Source organism: Nonomuraea endophytica (assembly GCF_014203235.1).
GTDB lineage: Bacteria > Actinomycetota > Actinomycetes > Streptosporangiales > Streptosporangiaceae > Nonomuraea > Nonomuraea endophytica.
The window spans coordinates 980,813-995,909 of record NZ_JACHIN010000001.1 but is presented as its reverse complement, the minus strand read 5'-3'; the positions used below and the strand labels follow the sequence as shown (position 1 = coordinate 995,909).

At 68.5% G+C, this 15,097-nt stretch carries 18 protein-coding genes; 15 read left to right on the top strand and 3 right to left on the bottom strand.

Features of this window, described 5'->3' with window-relative positions:
• The first annotated feature begins 74 nt into the window (after nt 1–74).
• Genes HNR40_RS04835 through ccsA form a run of 4 tightly spaced genes read left to right on the top strand, consistent with a single transcriptional unit; the run spans nt 75 to nt 3,855 of the window.
• Complete coding sequence (locus HNR40_RS04835) at nt 75–641, top strand: TlpA family protein disulfide reductase (protein ID WP_184958628.1); 567 nt, start codon at nt 75–77, stop codon at nt 639–641.
• Nucleotides 634–1,356, top strand: a complete 723-nt coding sequence (locus HNR40_RS04830) for a cytochrome c biogenesis CcdA family protein (RefSeq protein WP_184958626.1) — start codon at nt 634–636, stop codon at nt 1,354–1,356. Before HNR40_RS04835 ends, HNR40_RS04830 begins: the two co-directional genes overlap by 8 nt.
• Nucleotides 1,356–2,918, top strand: coding sequence for a cytochrome c biogenesis protein ResB (gene resB, locus HNR40_RS04825; RefSeq protein WP_184958624.1), 1,563 nt, complete (start codon nt 1,356–1,358; stop codon nt 2,916–2,918). The genes HNR40_RS04830 and resB overlap by 1 nt, the downstream gene beginning before the upstream one ends.
• Nucleotides 2,908–3,855 (top strand): cytochrome c biogenesis protein CcsA, encoded by a 948-nt coding sequence (gene ccsA / locus HNR40_RS04820; protein WP_184958622.1) that lies wholly within the window; start codon nt 2,908–2,910, stop codon nt 3,853–3,855. The genes resB and ccsA overlap by 11 nt, the downstream gene beginning before the upstream one ends.
• A gap of 4 nt (nt 3,856–3,859) precedes the next feature.
• Here ccsA and HNR40_RS04815 read toward each other — a convergent pair whose 3' ends face one another.
• Entirely contained in the window at nt 3,860–4,171 is a 312-nt protein-coding gene (locus HNR40_RS04815) for a PLDc N-terminal domain-containing protein (protein WP_246508331.1), read from the bottom strand.
• A 146-nt stretch (nt 4,172–4,317) separates the two neighbouring features.
• Here HNR40_RS04815 and HNR40_RS04810 point away from each other — a divergent pair, with 146 nt between their 5' ends.
• A complete protein-coding gene (locus tag HNR40_RS04810) occupies nt 4,318–5,358 on the top strand; it encodes a hypothetical protein (protein ID WP_184958618.1) in 1,041 nt (346 codons plus the stop codon).
• Nucleotides 5,359–5,368: 10 nt separating this feature from the next.
• Complete coding sequence (locus HNR40_RS04805) at nt 5,369–5,611, top strand: hypothetical protein (RefSeq protein ID WP_184958616.1); 243 nt, start codon at nt 5,369–5,371, stop codon at nt 5,609–5,611.
• A gap of 254 nt (nt 5,612–5,865) precedes the next feature.
• Here HNR40_RS04805 and HNR40_RS04800 read toward each other — a convergent pair whose 3' ends face one another.
• Nucleotides 5,866–6,087 (bottom strand): BldC family transcriptional regulator, encoded by a 222-nt coding sequence (locus HNR40_RS04800; protein ID WP_157248821.1) that lies wholly within the window; start codon nt 6,085–6,087, stop codon nt 5,866–5,868.
• 277 nt (nt 6,088–6,364) lie between these two features.
• On the opposite strand from HNR40_RS04800, the gene HNR40_RS04795 reads away from it, so the two are divergent.
• Complete coding sequence (locus HNR40_RS04795) at nt 6,365–6,583, top strand: DUF4229 domain-containing protein (RefSeq protein WP_184958614.1); 219 nt, start codon at nt 6,365–6,367, stop codon at nt 6,581–6,583.
• Here the strand turns inward: HNR40_RS04795 and HNR40_RS04790 are convergent.
• A complete protein-coding gene (locus HNR40_RS04790; RefSeq protein ID WP_184958612.1) occupies nt 6,580–7,791 on the bottom strand; it encodes a hypothetical protein in 1,212 nt (403 codons plus the stop codon). The genes HNR40_RS04795 and HNR40_RS04790 overlap by 4 nt on opposite strands.
• 109 nt (nt 7,792–7,900) lie before the next feature.
• Between HNR40_RS04790 and HNR40_RS04785 the strand changes: the two genes are divergently transcribed.
• The 8 genes from HNR40_RS04785 to nuoF all read left to right on the top strand — a co-directional run bounded on the left by HNR40_RS04785 (nt 7,901) and on the right by nuoF (nt 15,089).
• Complete coding sequence (locus tag HNR40_RS04785; protein WP_184958610.1) at nt 7,901–8,620, top strand: demethylmenaquinone methyltransferase; 720 nt, start codon at nt 7,901–7,903, stop codon at nt 8,618–8,620.
• Nucleotides 8,621–8,842: 222 nt separating this feature from the next.
• Nucleotides 8,843–10,081 (top strand): geranylgeranyl reductase family protein, encoded by a 1,239-nt coding sequence (locus HNR40_RS04780; protein ID WP_184958608.1) that lies wholly within the window; start codon nt 8,843–8,845, stop codon nt 10,079–10,081.
• 76 nt (nt 10,082–10,157) lie between these two features.
• The gene (locus HNR40_RS04775; RefSeq protein ID WP_184958606.1) at nt 10,158–10,553 is read left to right on the top strand and encodes an NADH-quinone oxidoreductase subunit A; all 396 of its coding nucleotides are present in this window, start codon (nt 10,158–10,160) and stop codon (nt 10,551–10,553) included.
• A 2-nt stretch (nt 10,554–10,555) separates the two neighbouring features.
• Complete coding sequence (locus HNR40_RS04770; protein ID WP_184958604.1) at nt 10,556–11,107, top strand: NuoB/complex I 20 kDa subunit family protein; 552 nt, start codon at nt 10,556–10,558, stop codon at nt 11,105–11,107.
• Nucleotides 11,104–11,775 (top strand): NADH-quinone oxidoreductase subunit C, encoded by a 672-nt coding sequence (locus HNR40_RS04765; protein ID WP_184958602.1) that lies wholly within the window; start codon nt 11,104–11,106, stop codon nt 11,773–11,775. Before HNR40_RS04770 ends, HNR40_RS04765 begins: the two co-directional genes overlap by 4 nt.
• Before the next feature lie 49 nt (nt 11,776–11,824).
• Nucleotides 11,825–13,150 carry an NADH-quinone oxidoreductase subunit D gene (locus HNR40_RS04760; protein ID WP_184958600.1) on the top strand — a complete coding sequence of 442 codons (1,326 nt, stop codon included), beginning with the start codon at nt 11,825–11,827 and terminating at the stop codon, nt 13,148–13,150.
• A complete protein-coding gene (nuoE, locus tag HNR40_RS04755) occupies nt 13,147–13,803 on the top strand; it encodes an NADH-quinone oxidoreductase subunit NuoE (RefSeq protein WP_184958597.1) in 657 nt (218 codons plus the stop codon). Before HNR40_RS04760 ends, nuoE begins: the two co-directional genes overlap by 4 nt.
• Nucleotides 13,800–15,089 (top strand): NADH-quinone oxidoreductase subunit NuoF, encoded by a 1,290-nt coding sequence (nuoF, locus tag HNR40_RS04750; RefSeq protein ID WP_184958595.1) that lies wholly within the window; start codon nt 13,800–13,802, stop codon nt 15,087–15,089. The genes nuoE and nuoF overlap by 4 nt, the downstream gene beginning before the upstream one ends.
• Nucleotides 15,090–15,097: the final 8 nt, after the last annotated feature.

The following is a 15,097-nucleotide window of genomic DNA, read 5'->3' as shown; positions in this document are numbered from 1 at the left end:
GGTGTTCGGGGCGTGTGACCTCGCCGGTAGAGTTGCAAGCTCTACCGGTTGTAGTACAAGGAGATCATCCTCCCGTGCGCGCGACGTCCCTCGCCCTCGCCCTGCTGACTGTCCTGGTCGCGGGGTGTGCGGTCAACCAGAGCGGCCAGCCGCAGGCCGGTGACACCCGCTTCATCGCCGGCGACGGGAGGATGCAGGTCTTCCCCGCCGCCGAGCGCAAGCCCGCCCCCGCCGTCGAAGGACCGACGCTCGACGGCGGCACCGCCTCGCTGGCCGGGCACAAGGGCAAGGTCGTGGTGATCAACTTCTGGGCGTCGTGGTGCGGGCCCTGCCGGGCCGAGGCGCCGGTGCTCAAGGACGTCGCGGCCAAGACCAAGGCGAGCGGCGTGGAGTTCCTCGGCATCGACTTCAAGGACCGCAAGGCCGACGCGATCGCGTTCGAGCGCACGGAGCAGTCCGGCTACCCGAGCATCTTCGACCAGCCCGGCGAGGTGGCGCTGTCCTTCCAGGGCACGGTGCCGCCGGCGGCCATCCCGTCCACGCTGATCATCGACAAGCAGGGCAGGATCGCGGCCAGGGCGCTGGGCGCGGTGAAGTTCACCGACCTGATGAACACGGTCACCAGGGTCCGCGATGAATGAGGTCGTGGCCTCGGGGTCGCTGCTGCTGGCCGTGCCGATCGCGGTGCTCGCCGGGATCGTGTCGTTCCTGTCGCCGTGCGTGCTGCCGCTGGTGCCGGGCTACCTGTCGTACGTGACCGGGATGAGCGCCGACCCCAAGCGCGGGCGGCTGGTGCTGGGCACCGTGCTGTTCGTGGCCGGGTTCGCGGTGGTGTTCGTGCTCAGCGGGGCGCTGTTCGGCGGGCTCGGCTCGCTGGTGCTGGGCAACGCCCAGGTGATCACGCGGGTGCTCGGGGTACTGACGATCGTGCTCGGGCTGGCCTTCCTCGGACTCGTGCCGGGCTTCATGCGGGACGTGCGCATCCACCGCAAGCCCGCCGCGGGGCTGGCCGGGGCGCCGCTGCTCGGCATCGTGTTCGGGCTCGGCTGGACGCCGTGCATCGGCCCGACGCTGGCCGTCGTGCTCGCGCTCGGGCTGAACGAGGGCAGCGCGGCGCGCGGCGCCACCCTGGCCGTCTTCTACGCGCTGGGACTCGGGCTGCCGTTCGTCGGGGCGGCGCTGGCGTACAGCAGGGCGTTGCGGACGTTCGCCGCGATCCGTAAGCACTCCCAGCTCATCACCCGCATCGGCGGGGGCATGATGGTCGCCGTCGGAGTCCTTCTCGTCACCGGGTTGTGGGGACAGATGATCGCGAGCCTGCAGGGGCTCATCGGCGGATTCCAGCCGGTGATCTGATGGCCGTTCAGGAGATGGAGAAGCAGGCGCCCACGCCGCCCGGGTTCGGCCCGGTGGCCTGGCTGCGCTGGACGTGGCGCACGCTCACCTCGATGAAGACGGCGCTGCTCCTGCTGTTCCTGTTCGCGCTGGGCTCGATCCCCGGCTCGCTGATCCCGCAGCGCGGCGTCGAGCCGGACAAGGTCGCGCAGATCTACCTCAACGACCCGGTCCGCGCCGAGTGGTACCAGCGCTTCCAGCTCTTCGACGTCTTCAACTCGGTCTGGTTCGCCGCGATCTACCTGCTGCTGTTCACCTCGCTGGTGGGCTGCATCGTGCCGCGTACCACGACGTACTTCAAGGAGCTGCGGCGCAGGCCGCCCGCCGCGCCCCGCCACCTGTCGCGCCTGCCCCACCACACGGTCCTCGACGAGGGGCTCACCGTGGAGGTGGCCGCCCGCCGGCTGCGCAAGCTGCGCTTCCGCGTCGAGACCGGCGACGGCTGGGTCTCGGCCGAGAAGGGCTTCCTGCGCGAGACCGGCAACCTGCTCTTCCACGTCTCCCTGCTCGGCCTGCTGGTCGCCGTGGGCATCGGCGCGGTGTTCGGCTACCGGGGCAACGTGCTGGTCGTGGAGGACGAGGGCTTCGCCAACACCGTCGCCGCCTACGACCGGTTCATGCCGGGCAACCAGGTCTCGGCCGAGTCGCTGGAGCCGTTCTCCTTCACGCTCGACGAGTTCAAGGCCTCCTACCAGGTCGGCGGCGACCCGACGAAGATCGGCCAGCCGCTCGACTTCTCCGCCCACCTCAAGGTCAAGGACGCGCCCGGCGCGCCCCAGCGCGACTACGAGCTGAAGGTCAACGAGCCGCTGGAGATCAACGGCACCCAGACCTACCTGATCGGCAACGGCTACGCGCCGTTCTTCCGCATCACCGACGGAAAGGGCCAGGTCGCCTTCGAGGGCGCGGTCCCGTGCCTGATCGAGTTCCCGGCCACCCGCGTCTCCGGCTGCGTGCTCAAGGCGCCCGACGCACAGCCGGGTCAGCTCGGCTTCCTCATGCGCTTCCTGCCGACCGTCGCGCCCGCCCAGGGCGGCGGCTTCACCTCCAGCTTCCCCGGCGACCTCATGCCGAGGGTGCAGGTCCTCGGCGCCTTCACGGGCGACTTCGGGGTGCGCTCAGGACGACCTCAGTCGGTGTACGAGCTCGCGCCGCCCGAGATCATGAAGAAGCTCAAGCCGCTGGTCATGGGCTCCACGGCTCCCAAGCCGCTGGCCCCCGGCCAGTCGTTCGACCTGCCCGACGGGCTCGGCAAGCTGGAGTTCGTCGCGGTCAAGGAGTGGATGACGCTCCAGATCGCCTACGATCCGGGCCGGGTGCCCGCCCTGCTGGCCGCCGGGCTCGCCACCGTGTCCATCGTGTTCTCGCTGGTGATCCGCCGCCGCCGGGTGTTCGTCCGGGTCAAGGACGGCACGGCCGAGGTGGGCGGCCTCACCCGCACCGAGGGTTCCGCAGCGGGCTTCGCCGAGGAGTTCGCCGACATCGTCAAGGTCCTATCAGCTGGAGACAAGGATGTCCGCTGAAGTACTGGCCGAGGCGAGCGACCAGCTCGTCGTCGGTGCCGTGCTCCTCTACCTCGCCGCCATGATCGGCTTCGCTCTGGAGCTGGCCTACGGCAGGGCCCGCACCGACGCGCCCGCCAAGGGCCGCGTCAAGCAGCCCGTGACCGTCGGCGCCCCGCAGGACGAGGCTCCCGGCCAGGTCGCGGTCCCCGCCGACCCCGAGCCGCCCGCCTGGGCGGGCACCGCCGGCAAGGTGGGCATGGCCCTGGCCTGGGTCGGCTGGGCGGCCAACGCCTCTGCCATCGTCACCCGGGGGCTGGCAGTGGAGCGCTGGCCCTGGGGCAACATGTACGAGTTCGTGGTCGCCATCTGCCTGGCCGCCGTGACCGCGTTCCTGGCCACGCAGCTGCGCACCAACGTGCGCTTCCTCGGCCCGTTCGTCATGGTCGTGGCGGTGCTCGGGCTCGGCGCCGCGGTGAAGTTCCTCTATACCGCCGCCGGTCCCGTGGTGCCCGCGCTCAACTCCTACTGGATCGCCATCCACGTCTCCGCCGCGATCCTGGCCAGCGGCCTGTTCATCGTGGCCGGCGCGGCCGGGGTGCTCTACCTCATCCGCGGCGACGGCCTCTCACGCCTGCCCACCCGCTCTGACCTGGAGCGGGTCGCGCACCGCGCGATCGTCGTGGCCTTCCCGATCTGGACCTTCGCGGTGATCGCCGGCGCGCTGTGGGCCGACAAGGCGTGGGGACGCTACTGGGGCTGGGACCCCAAGGAGGTCTGGTCGTTCATCACGTGGGTGGCCTACGCCGCCTACCTGCACGCCCGGGTCACGGCCGGATGGCGCGGCAGGGCCGCCACGATCGTGCAGCTGGTCGCCTTCGCCTGCCTGATGTTCAACCTGGTCGGCGTCAACATCTTCCTCGGCGGCATGCACAGCTACGCCGACGTCGGCAACTAGCGGCTCATTCCTCCCCGCGCATCCGCTTGTCGAGGTCGCGCAGGAAGTCCGGGTCGTCCTCCGGTCCCTTGGGTGGATCCTGGCGCGGCGGCGCCGGGGGCCGAGGCATGCGCAGGGGACCGTCCTCGGCGGCGCCACGGGTGGGCCTGCCGAGCAGAAACCACAGAAGCCCGCCTACTACGGGGACGAGGATGATGACGAGCACCCAGAGGGTCTTTGGCACGTTCCGCACCTCGTCCTCCGGCGTCGTGATGACGTCGAACAGGGAGTAGAGCCAGAAAGCCAGCACCGCCAGGGTGACCAGGACACCTGCCATGCCCGAACTGTAAGCCATCCGAGGCGTGATCGTGCTTGCTCGGTGTCCCATTTCGGATGACTCGGGAAGATCGGCCGCGTACCGTGGAACCGGATCAGGTGGAGCGGAGGGGTTTCACCTGATGGGCAGGGTGGTCTAGGGGTGAGATGGCCTTCTCCAGCGACAAGGGCCGGCATCGACGTGGACGTTGGTGGCGGCGCGGGTCCTACCTCTTCTCGCGCCGCGGTGACGCGCCGCCGGAGGCGGACCGCTCGTTCTGGTCCCGTGACACGCCCGCTGAGGGCTTCCGCGAGGCCGAGCGGCAGCATGCGCAGCGGCCGCCCGGGGGAGACGCGCCGTCCTTCCGTGGACAGCCTCAGGCCGAGCGGAGCGGGTGGCCGTTTCGAAGACGCGAGCGACGCGAACGCGTCGAGCGTGCGGAAGAGGCGGAGCAGGCGCGGCGGCCCGAGCGGGCCGACGAGCCCGGCTGGCGGCGCGAGCGGCTGCCCGCCGCGGTCGTGGAGCGGCCGCAGTACACCTGGCACGACTTCGAGCTCACCGACCTGCCGCCGCGCGCGCAGCCCAACCGGCCCGAAGCGCCCGTCCAGGCGGACGGCTTACGGCACTGCGGCGAGCTGGAAGCCGTCCTGCACCGCCAGTGGGACGCCCGGCTCGGCCCGCCCTCACCGGAGGCCGTGCGCGCCGTGGAGAGCCTCGCCCGGCTGCCCGAACGGCTGAAGCGCAAGCTCGCCATCGGCCTCGAAGGCATCTACGTCGGCGCCGGCGGCGTCCCCGACCTCGACGACATGGGCTACCTGCGCGGCGCCCCGCTGCCCTCCGGCAAGGCCTCCTGGGACATCTGCGCCGGCGCGTACGGCGACCGCAAGATCGTCGTAGGAGATCGGCCCTCTCCCACACCCGACGTGATGATGCACGAGGTCGGCCACGCTCTGGACGACATCGACTCCCCGCATGGCGATTGGGTCTCCGACTCGCCCGAGTTCGTGGCACTCTACGAGAAGGCCGCTCCCATGCTGGCCTCCGCTTTCCACCGGCAGGGCGGGGGACTGGGCCGCAAGGAGTTCTTCGCGGACGCCTTCGCCGCCATCTCCTCGCGCCAGCGTCCCGCGCTGGTCGACATGCTGGGCGGTGACACGCGGATGGCCCTCGACGTCATGTTGTTCTTCAACCGGCGCTACGGAATCTAGGTGATGAGCGATGTACGTCATCCGGCTCGCTGACGGGACCCTGCGCGTGCCGCAGAGCCTGACCAGTGAAGACGGGCGTCTCATCGGCAACGCGTATGTGGAAGTGGAGCCCGGGGATCCCGACTACGAGCGATGGCTGCCGGAGTCGTGCACCGAGGAGGAGGCGGCCGAGCGGCGTGCGCGCTGGGCGGCGGAGAACGACGAGCTGGAGCAGGAGTTCCTGGCCTTCAAGGCTGAGCAGGAGGACGCCTGACATCGGGGGACAACCCTGACCGACGGGGGGTGGTGGTCACCGCGACGGCCTGAGGGGTGGAGGCCGGGTCGTGGTTCGGGTCGTCCGGGCAATGTACGTAGAGGGCGTGGGCACGCGTGCCGGGATTCAGCGCGGGGTGGGGCGCTCGTTTCGGTCCTCGGCCACTGGGGGCCGGGCCGTACCGGCGAGAAGAGCGTGCCTGTGGGATCCGTGGCGGTGATCCTGCGGCGCAGGATCACCGACCTGACGGAACGTCAAACGCGCGGGGACTCACCTGCCGGCCGTTCGGCCGTAAGAACATCCTCGCCTCTAAGAAGGGCGTGCACTTCCGACTCGCGGAAGCGACGGTGCCCTCCGGGGGTGCGGATACTGCTGATGCGGCCTGCCGCAGCCCAGCGTGTAACCGTCTTTGGGTCTACCCGGAAGAGGGCGGCAACCTCTCCTGGGGTCAGCAGACGCTCGCTGCTACTCTCCACCAATCTCTCCCCCTCGCATCCCGCTTCCTGCCAGCGGGCGGACAGGTAACCAGTGTGTCGAGCGAAGCCTGATTTATCCGTGGTTTTCGACAAAGATCACGGGTTGTTATCGGCTGACTGCCCGATTGTTATATGATAGAGCCTCTTTGGGGCTCTCGTGGGTGTTTCTTTACGAAACACCCTGACTGGGAACAGTAGCAGTGCTCGCGCCCGATGCGAAGAGCGGCAGCGGGTACGGCCCGCAGGGGCACGACCAGGGGCGAGTAACCTCTGACCTGTGCATCCCGTTCTCGTTTACACCGCGTCGCGCATCGGCTTGTTCATCGTGACCCTCGGTGTCCTGTACTTGCTCGGACTGCAAAATCCGCTGGTGCTGATCCTGGTGGCTTTCCTGATCAGCGGTGTGGCCAGCTACGTCCTGCTGTCCAAGCAGCGTGACGCCATGAGCGCCCGCATCAGCGACAAGATCGACCGGCCTAAGCCGCAGGACGACTAGGGCAGAGGGAACATGCCAATCCGGGCATGGTACTCCCGTCCGAGTCGAGTTGTGTCACTACCAACGAGTAGTCCGCGGTTGTACGCCAGAAATGCCTTGACGCCGATACCGCGTTCACGTCCCGGATTCCACCCGAGCGCCTTTCCGGTGCGCGGATCGAGGGCGGCGATGCCCTCTCTGGGCGCCGCGCCGGGGCCCGCCGAGTCACGGCCGCGCGGGTTGTCCATCCAGCGCTGATGCCCGCCCACGTAGACGGCAGCGCCGGTCGCCGCGACCGAGTAGAGCGAGTCGCCGCCGGTGTAGTTCACCCAGGTCGGCCTGACCCGCTGGCTCCTGGTGTAGGTCTCGAACCTGGCCGCGCTGTCGCACAGGCGGCGCGTGTCCCCGTTGCCGCCGGTCGTGACGACCACGAAATAGTCGCCGCCGGGTGACAGGTCGAGGCCGCGGACATAGCTGGGGAAGACGTCCTGGCACTGCGGCTCGTACGCGGCCGTGCGCCAGTTGGCCACCCGGGGCGTCGGCGTGGAGATGTCGATCACGCCCAGTTGGGGCCGGGGCTCGCCGTCGAGCGTGGTGAAGCTGCCGTCGATTACCAGCCGGTCGGCGCTCGCGGCCAGCGCGTGGACCTTGACCTTGGGGGTGCGGGGCAGGCCCGGTTCGATGGTGAAGCGCGGGTCGGCGGCGCCGGTCGTGGCGTCGAGCCTGGCCAGCGCGGTTCTCGGCGAGGTGAAGTCGCCGCCGGTATAGAGGTGGGCGCCGCGTCTGGCCAGCGTGGTCACGGCGCCGCCGGACACGCGCGGGGCGAAGCCGCGTACCGTCGAGCCGTCGGACAGGCTCAGGCGGGTCAGCGCGCGCGCCCGCGTGCGGTTGACGGACGGGAAGTCGCCGCCGACGTAGACGGTGCCGTCGGCGCCGGCGGCCAGCGCGTGGACGGGACCGGCGACGACCGGGGCGAAGTCGGCCAGGACGTCGCCGGTGGCCAGGTCGAAGGCGAAGAGGTTGCTGCGGGGGAAGGTGGTCGTGCGTCTCGCGTCGGCTACCTCGCTGAACGAGCCGCCCACCACCACGGTGCCGCCCACCAGGGCGATGGTGTTGACGATGCCGTCGAGGACGTGGGGGGTGGTGTCGGCCGGGTTGGCGGACACCACGCGGGTGTGCGTGACAGGGGCCATCGTGATGACCGCTGCAAGGGTGACACGCGCGAACATTCGCCAAGTTCTAGCAGACAGTGCGTTATGGAGCGGCTACTTTCCGTTCATTGTCGGGATAGGGCACACGCGATGAGGGCCTTACGGGCGGGGGCAATAGGCTTGCCGCATGACCCGCGCTCAGTTGGACAAGCAGCCGCACGAGGTCGCCGCGATGTTCGATCGCACGGCCCGGCGCTATGACCTCGTCAACGATGTGATCTCGTTCGGTCAGGTGCGCTACTGGCGCAAGGCGGTCGCGGCGGCCGTGGACGCGGGCCCCGGGGAGGTGGTCCTCGACCTGGGCGCGGGCACGGGCACCTCCACCGACAGCTTCACCACGCTGGGCGCGCGGGCGATCGCCTCCGACTTCTCGCTGGGCATGCTGCAGACCGGCGTGCGCCGCCACGGAGGCAACGCGCTCAGCGGCCCCGGCATCCCGTTCGTCGCGGGTGACGCGATGCGACTGCCGTTCGCTGACGACAGCTTCGACGCGGTGACGATCTCGGTGGCGCTGCGCAACGTGCACGACACCCCGGTGGCGCTGCGCGAGATGCTGCGCGTCACCAAGCCGGGCGGCCGGCTGGTGATCATGGAGTTCTCGCACGTGACCGTGAAGTCGTTCGACCTTTTCTACCGGGAGTATCTGATGAAGATGCTGCCCAAGGTGGCCAAGGTCCTCGGCTCCAACGACGACTCCTATGAGTATCTGGCCGAGTCCATCAGAGACTGGCCGGATCAGCCGTCGCTGGCCAGGATCATTCAGGAGGCGGGCTGGGAGCGTGTCGCCTGGCGCAACTTGAGTCTCGGCATCGTCGCCATGCACCGCGGCTTCAAACCCGCCTCATGATCGGGACCCCCGGCTGCCACTTTGCCCCGTAAAAGCGTTAGACTGCGGGCCGACAAGTTTGTGAAGGGGTTCACAAAGGAACGAAGGCGCCATACCCCACGGCCTTCGAGCGTGTAGGACAGGACAAAGTCCAGTGACCGTGCCAGCAGCCGTACGCCAAGCGCAGGAGCTCGCCACGAGAGAGCGAGGCACGATGCCAACGAGTGGTGAGCGGGCGCGACCATGAACACAGTTGACGCCGACGTCATCGTCGTCGGCGCCGGTCCCTCAGGCTCCGCGACCGCGTTTTACCTGGCCCGCGCAGGGCTGGACGTGCTCCTCCTGGAGAAGACGCGTTTCCCCAGGGAGAAGGTCTGCGGAGACGGCTTGACCCCACGCGCGGTCAAGCAACTGCAGAACATGGGCGTCGACATCGACGGACCCGGCTGGATCAGGAACAAGGGCCTGCGGGTCGTCGGCGGCGGGCTCCGCTTCGAGCTCGACTGGCCGCGGCTCGACAGCTTCCCCGACTTCAGCCTGGTCCGCACCCGCCAGGACTTCGACCAGATCATGGCCGCCCACGCGGTCAAGGCCGGGGTACGCCTCATGGAGGGCGTCAACGTCACCGGCCCGATCCTGGACGACCGCAGCGGGCACGTGACCGGTGTCACCACCAAGGACGGCGCCACCTACCGCAGCCGCCTCGTCGTCGCCGCCGACGGGAACAGCACGCGCATGGCGCTCGGGATGGGGCTGCACAAGCGCGAGGACCGTCCGATGGGCGTGGCCGTACGCACCTATTTCCAGAGCCCGCGCCACGACGACGACTACCTGGAGACCTGGCTCGAACTGTGGGACCAGGACACGCTGCTGCCGGGCTACGGGTGGATCTTCCCCGTCGGCGACGGCACCAGCAACGTCGGGCTCGGCCTGCTCAACACCAGCGACGCCTTCGGCAAGATCGACTACCGTGAGCTGCTCAAGCGATGGTGCAGGAACATGCCGGCCGAGTGGGAGTTCACCGAGGAGAACATGACAGGGCCGATCCGCGGCGCGGCCCTGCCGATGGCCTTCAACAGGCAGCCGCACTACACCCGTGGCCTGGTGCTCGTCGGCGACTCCGGCGGCGCCATCAACCCGTTCAACGGCGAGGGCATCGCCTACGCCATGGAGACGGGCGAGATCGCGGCCGAGGTGATCGCGAAGTCGCTTCGCGGTACCACTCCCGCGCAGCAGGAACGTATCCTGCGCACCTACCCGCAGGTCCTCAAGGACGCGTATGGCGGATATTTCACCTTGGGCAGATTGTTCGTCGAAGCGATCGGGAAGCCAGGTGTGATGAGCTTCGGTACGAGGCACGGGCTGCCTCACCCGAGGCTGATGCGCTTCGCGCTCAAACTCCTTGGTAATCTCACCGACCGGCGAGGCGATGCGTCAGACAGGATCATCAACGCACTCTCGAAGGTCGCCCCACCAGCATGAACCGCAGACCCACCCGGCAAACTTATAGGTCAGACTGCGCGCCCGCGCGCGTTGCGACAGAAGAGGAGGCGTAGCGATGGACCTTTATGTGCCCATCCTGGTGCTCGCCATTCTCGCGGGAGGCTTCGCGATCTTCTCGGTCGCGGTCGCTCCGTTCACCGGTCCCAAGCGCTGGAACCGCGCCAAGCTTGACGCCTACGAATGCGGCATCGAGCCGACGCCCCAGCCTGTCGGTGGCGGACGCTTTCCGCTGAAATACATGATCACCGCGATGCTGTTCATCGTGTTCGACATCGAGATCATCTTCCTTTATCCGTGGGCGGTCTCCTTCGCCCCGCTGAAGGGCGCCGACGGCCAGGTGATCGCCTCGGGCCTCGGGGTGTTCGCGCTGGTCGAGATGGTGCTGTTCATCGTCACCGTGCTTGTCGCCTATGCGTACGTGTGGCGCCGCAAGGGTCTGGACTGGGACTGATTATGGGACTTGAAGAGAAACTCCCCAGCGGGTTCATCCTCACCACGGTCGAGCAGGCCGCCGGCTGGGCGCGCAAGAACTCCGTATGGCCGGCCACCTTCGGCCTCGCATGTTGCGCCATCGAGCTGATGGCCACCGGTGGCCCCCACTTCGACCTGGCGCGCTTCGGCATGGAGCGCGCTTCGGCGTCTCCCCGCCAGGCCGACCTGATGATCGTCGCCGGCCGCGTGTCGCAGAAGATGGCGCCGGTCGTGCGCCAGATCTACGACCAGATGGCCGAGCCCAAGTGGGTCATCTCCATGGGCGTGTGCGCCTCCAGCGGCGGCATGTTCAACAACTACGCCATCGTGCAGGGCGTCGACCACATCATCCCGGTCGACGTCTACCTGCCCGGCTGTCCGCCGCGGCCGGAGATGCTGATCGACTCGATCGTGAAGCTGCACGACAAGATCCAGAACATGAAGTTCGGCGCGCACCGCAAGAAGCAGATCGACGAGCTCGAACTGCAGGCCCTGCGCACCCTTCCGCTGATCGACCAGGGGGCGGGGAAGTGAGCGACAACCTTCCCGAGGTACCAGAAACCGAAGTGCCGCAGACGCCCATCGCCCGGCAGGGCATGTTCGGCGCCCACGACACCGGCGACACCTCCGGCTACGGTGGCCTCGTCGTACGGCGAGCCCCCGAACTGTCCACCCCCCGCCCCTTCGGCGGCTACTTCGACGCCCTGGTCGACACCCTCGACCTGGACGACGCCATCGAGCGCGTCGTCGTCGACAGGGGCGAGCTGACCCTCCACGTCAAGCGCGAGCGCCTGGTGGAGGTCCTGCGCAAGCTGCGCGACGACGCCGACCTGCGCTTCGAGCTGTCGCTCGGCGTGACCGGCGTGCACTACCCGCACCTGCAGGGCGAGGAGCTCCACTCGGTCGTCCACCTGGCCTCGATCACCCACAACACCCGGGTGCGCGTCGAGACCTGGGCGCCGGACGCCGACCCGCACATCCCGTCGACGGTCGCCGTCTACCCGACGCACGACTGGCACGAGCGCGAGGCGTACGACTTCTTCGGCATCGTCTACGACGGCCACCCCGCGCTGACGCGGATCATGATGCCGGACGACTGGGACGGTCACCCGCAGCGCAAGGACTACCCGCTGGGCGGCATCCCGGTCGAATACCGCGGCGCCACGATCCCCGCGCCGGACGAGAGGAGGTCCTACGCATGAGCGAGCTACGTCGAGCTTCATGCGTTGACGACCCAAGGGAGGATCACTCGTGAGCACGGGTTATGACGAGGCGACCGAAGGCAAGGTCTACTCGGTCAGCGGCGGCGACTGGGACGAGGTCGTCACCAGCGCGCGCGACTCCGAGGAAGAGCGCCTGGTCATCAACATGGGCCCGCAGCACCCGTCCACGCACGGCGTGCTCCGGCTGGTCCTGACCCTCGACGGCGAGACGGTCACCGAGGCGCGCGGCGTCATCGGCTACCTGCACACCGGCATCGAGAAGAACATGGAATACCGGACGTGGACCCAGGGGACCACGTTCGTGACCCGCATGGACTACCTCGCGCCGATCTTCAACGAGACCGCGTACTGCATGGGCGTGGAGAAGCTGCTCGGCATCACCGACCAGGTCCCCGCGCGGGCCCAGGCCATCCGCGTGATGATGATGGAGCTCAACCGCATCGCCTCGCACCTGGTCGCGATGGGCACGTTCGGCATGGAGCTGGGCGCGACGACGCCGTTCCTGTTCGGCTACCGCGACCGCGAACTGATCATGGATCTGTTCGAGTACATCACCGGCCTGCGCATGAACCACGCCTACGTACGGCCCGGCGGCGTCAGCGTCGACCTGCCCGCGGGCGCTGTTGACAAGGTGGGCGAGTTCCTCAAGGAGATGCCCAAGCGGATCAAGGACGTCCGCAAGCTTCTCGACGAGAACCCCGTCTACGTCCGCCGCACCAGGGACGTCGGCTACCTGGACCTGACCGGCTGCATGGCGATGGGCGTCACCGGCCCGATCCTGCGCGCCGCCGGTCTGCCCTGGGACCTGCGCAAGTCGCAGCCCTACAGCGGATACGAGACCTACGACTTCGAGGTCGCCACCGAGCGCGGCTGCGACGTCTACTCCCGCTACCTGGTGCGCATGAAGGAGATGGAGGAGTCCCTCAAGATCATCGAGCAGGCTCTGGACCGGATCGCCGGTCCGCTCAAGGGCAAGCCCGTGATGATCGAGGACAAGAAGATCGGCTGGCCGGCGCAGCTCGCGCTGGGCCCCGACGGCCTCGGCAACTCGCCCGACCACATCGCGCACATCATGAGCAGCTCCATGGAAGCCCTGATCCACCACTTCAAGCTGGTGACCGAGGGCTTCCGGGTGCCGGCCGGCCAGGCGTACGCCTCGATCGAGTCGCCCAAGGGCGAGCTCGGCGCGTACGTGGTCAGCGACGGCGGCACCCGGCCTTACCGCGTGCACTTCCGCGAGCCCTCCTTCACGAACCTGCAGGCCTTCCCCGCCATGACGGAAGGCGGACAGGTCGCCGACGTGATCGCCGCGGTGGCTTCTATCGACCCGGTTATGGGAGGTGTTGACCGGTGAGCTTTTCACCGGAGGTCCGCGAACGTCTTGAGCGGGACGCGAAGGAGATCATCGGGCGTTACCCGAAGACTCGCTCCGCGCTGCTGCCCCTGCTGCACCTGGTGCAGTCGGAGGAGGGTTACGTCTCCGACGACGGCCACGAGTTCTGCGCGGAGATCCTGGGCCTGAGCAAGGCCGAGGTGGTGGGCGTCTCGACGTTCTACACCATGTACAAGCGCCGCCCGGCCGGAGACTTCCACGTCGGCGTCTGCATCAACTCCCTGTGCGCCGTCATGGGCGGCGACCAGATCTGGGAAGAGCTGTCGGAGCACGTCGGCGTCGGTCACGAAGAGGCGACCGCCGACGGCAAGGTCTCGCTGGAGCGCATCGAGTGCAACGCGGCCTGCGACTTCGCCCCGGTCATGATGGTCAACTGGGAGTTCTTCGACAACCAGACGCCCGACTCGGCCAAGCAGCTCGTCGACGACCTGCGCGACGGCAAGAGCATCTCGCCGACCCGCGGGCCGAAGAAGCTCTGCACCTTCAAGGAGGCCTCGCGCGTGCTCGCCGGGCTGCCCGACGAGCTGGCGGGCGACGGCCCCTCGGCCGCCGGAGCCTCGCTGGAGGGCCTCAAGGTCGCCAAGGCCAACGGATGGAAGGCCCCTGAGGCATGAGCACTACGCTGACGCCGGTCCTGACGGCAAACTGGGACCAGCCCAACTCCTTCACGCTGGAGGGCTACGGGCCCTACGACGCGGCGAAGAAGGCCCTCGGCATGGACCCCGACGCGGTCATCCAGGCGGTCAAGGACTCCGGGCTGCGCGGTCGCGGCGGCGCGGGCTTCCCCACCGGCATGAAGTGGGGCTTCATCCCGCAGGGTGACGGCAAGCCCCACTACCTCGTCGTCAACGCCGACGAGTCGGAGCCGGGCACCTGCAAGGACATCCCGCTGATGATGGCCAACCCGCACTCGCTGGTCGAGGGCATCATCATCACGTCCTACGCCATCCGCGCCAACCACGCCTTCATCTACGTGCGCGGCGAGGTGCTCCACGTCATCCGCCGGCTGCACGCGGCCGTGCGCGAGGCGTACGAGAAGGGCTACCTCGGCAAGGACGTCTTCGGCTCCGGCTATGACCTCGACCTGGTCGTGCACGCGGGCGCTGGGGCGTACATCTGCGGCGAGGAGACGGCGCTGCTCGACTCGCTCGAAGGGCGTCGCGGTCAACCTCGGCTCAAGCCCCCGTTCCCGGCCGTGGCGGGCCTGTACGCCTCGCCTACTGTCGTGAACAACGTGGAGTCGATCGCCAGTGTTCCCTCGATCGTCACCAACGGCGCCGACTGGTTCGCCGGGATGGGGACGGAGAAGTCGAAGGGCTTCGGCATCTTCTCGCTGAGCGGGCACGTCACGCGGCCCGGCCAGTTCGAGGCGCCGCTGGGCATCACGCTGCGCGAACTTCTCGACATGGCCGGCGGCATCCGCGCGGGCCACGAGCTCAAGTTCTGGACCCCGGGCGGCTCCTCCACGCCGATCTTCACCGCCGAGCACATGGACGTGCCGCTCGACTTCGAGCAGGTCGGGCTCAAGGGCTCGATGCTCGGCACCCGCGCGCTGCAGATCTTCGACGAGACCACCTGCGTGGTCAGGACCGTGCTGCGCTGGACCGAGTTCTACGCCCACGAGTCCTGCGGCAAGTGCACGCCCTGCCGCGAGGGCACCTACTGGCTCAAGCAGGTGCTCAAGCGCCTGGAAGCCGGTCAGGGCACCGAGGAGGACCTGTCCACGATCACCGACATCGCGGACAACATCCTCGGCCGGTCCTTCTGCGCCCTGGGCGACGGCGCGGCCAGCCCGATCCACTCGTCGGTGAAGTACTTCCGCGACGAGTACCTCAAGCACTTCGAGGTCGGCGGCTGCCCGTTCGACGCGAAGAAGTCCACTGTCTGGGGTGACCAGTGACGACCACC

Bases quoted from the DNA above. Each gene is read 5' to 3' on its own strand.
- HNR40_RS04830 (WP_184958626.1), top strand. From the start codon at position 634: ATGAATGAGGTCGTGGCCTCGGGGTCGCTGCTGCTGGCCGTGCCGATC.
- HNR40_RS04775 (WP_184958606.1), top strand. From the start codon at position 10,158: ATGGACCTTTATGTGCCCATCCTGGTGCTCGCCATTCTCGCGGGAGGC.
- HNR40_RS04790 (WP_184958612.1), bottom strand. From the start codon at position 7,791: ATGTTCGCGCGTGTCACCCTTGCAGCGGTCATCACGATGGCCCCTGTC.
- HNR40_RS04785 (WP_184958610.1), top strand. From the start codon at position 7,901: ATGACCCGCGCTCAGTTGGACAAGCAGCCGCACGAGGTCGCCGCGATG.
- nuoF (WP_184958595.1), top strand. From the start codon at position 13,800: ATGAGCACTACGCTGACGCCGGTCCTGACGGCAAACTGGGACCAGCCC.
- resB (WP_184958624.1), top strand. From the start codon at position 1,356: ATGGCCGTTCAGGAGATGGAGAAGCAGGCGCCCACGCCGCCCGGGTTC.
- HNR40_RS04810 (WP_184958618.1), top strand. From the start codon at position 4,318: ATGGCCTTCTCCAGCGACAAGGGCCGGCATCGACGTGGACGTTGGTGG.
- HNR40_RS04805 (WP_184958616.1), top strand. From the start codon at position 5,369: ATGTACGTCATCCGGCTCGCTGACGGGACCCTGCGCGTGCCGCAGAGC.
- ccsA (WP_184958622.1), top strand. From the start codon at position 2,908: ATGTCCGCTGAAGTACTGGCCGAGGCGAGCGACCAGCTCGTCGTCGGT.
- HNR40_RS04815 (WP_246508331.1), bottom strand. From the start codon at position 4,171: ATGGCAGGTGTCCTGGTCACCCTGGCGGTGCTGGCTTTCTGGCTCTAC.
- HNR40_RS04780 (WP_184958608.1), top strand. From the start codon at position 8,843: ATGAACACAGTTGACGCCGACGTCATCGTCGTCGGCGCCGGTCCCTCA.
- HNR40_RS04770 (WP_184958604.1), top strand. From the start codon at position 10,556: ATGGGACTTGAAGAGAAACTCCCCAGCGGGTTCATCCTCACCACGGTC.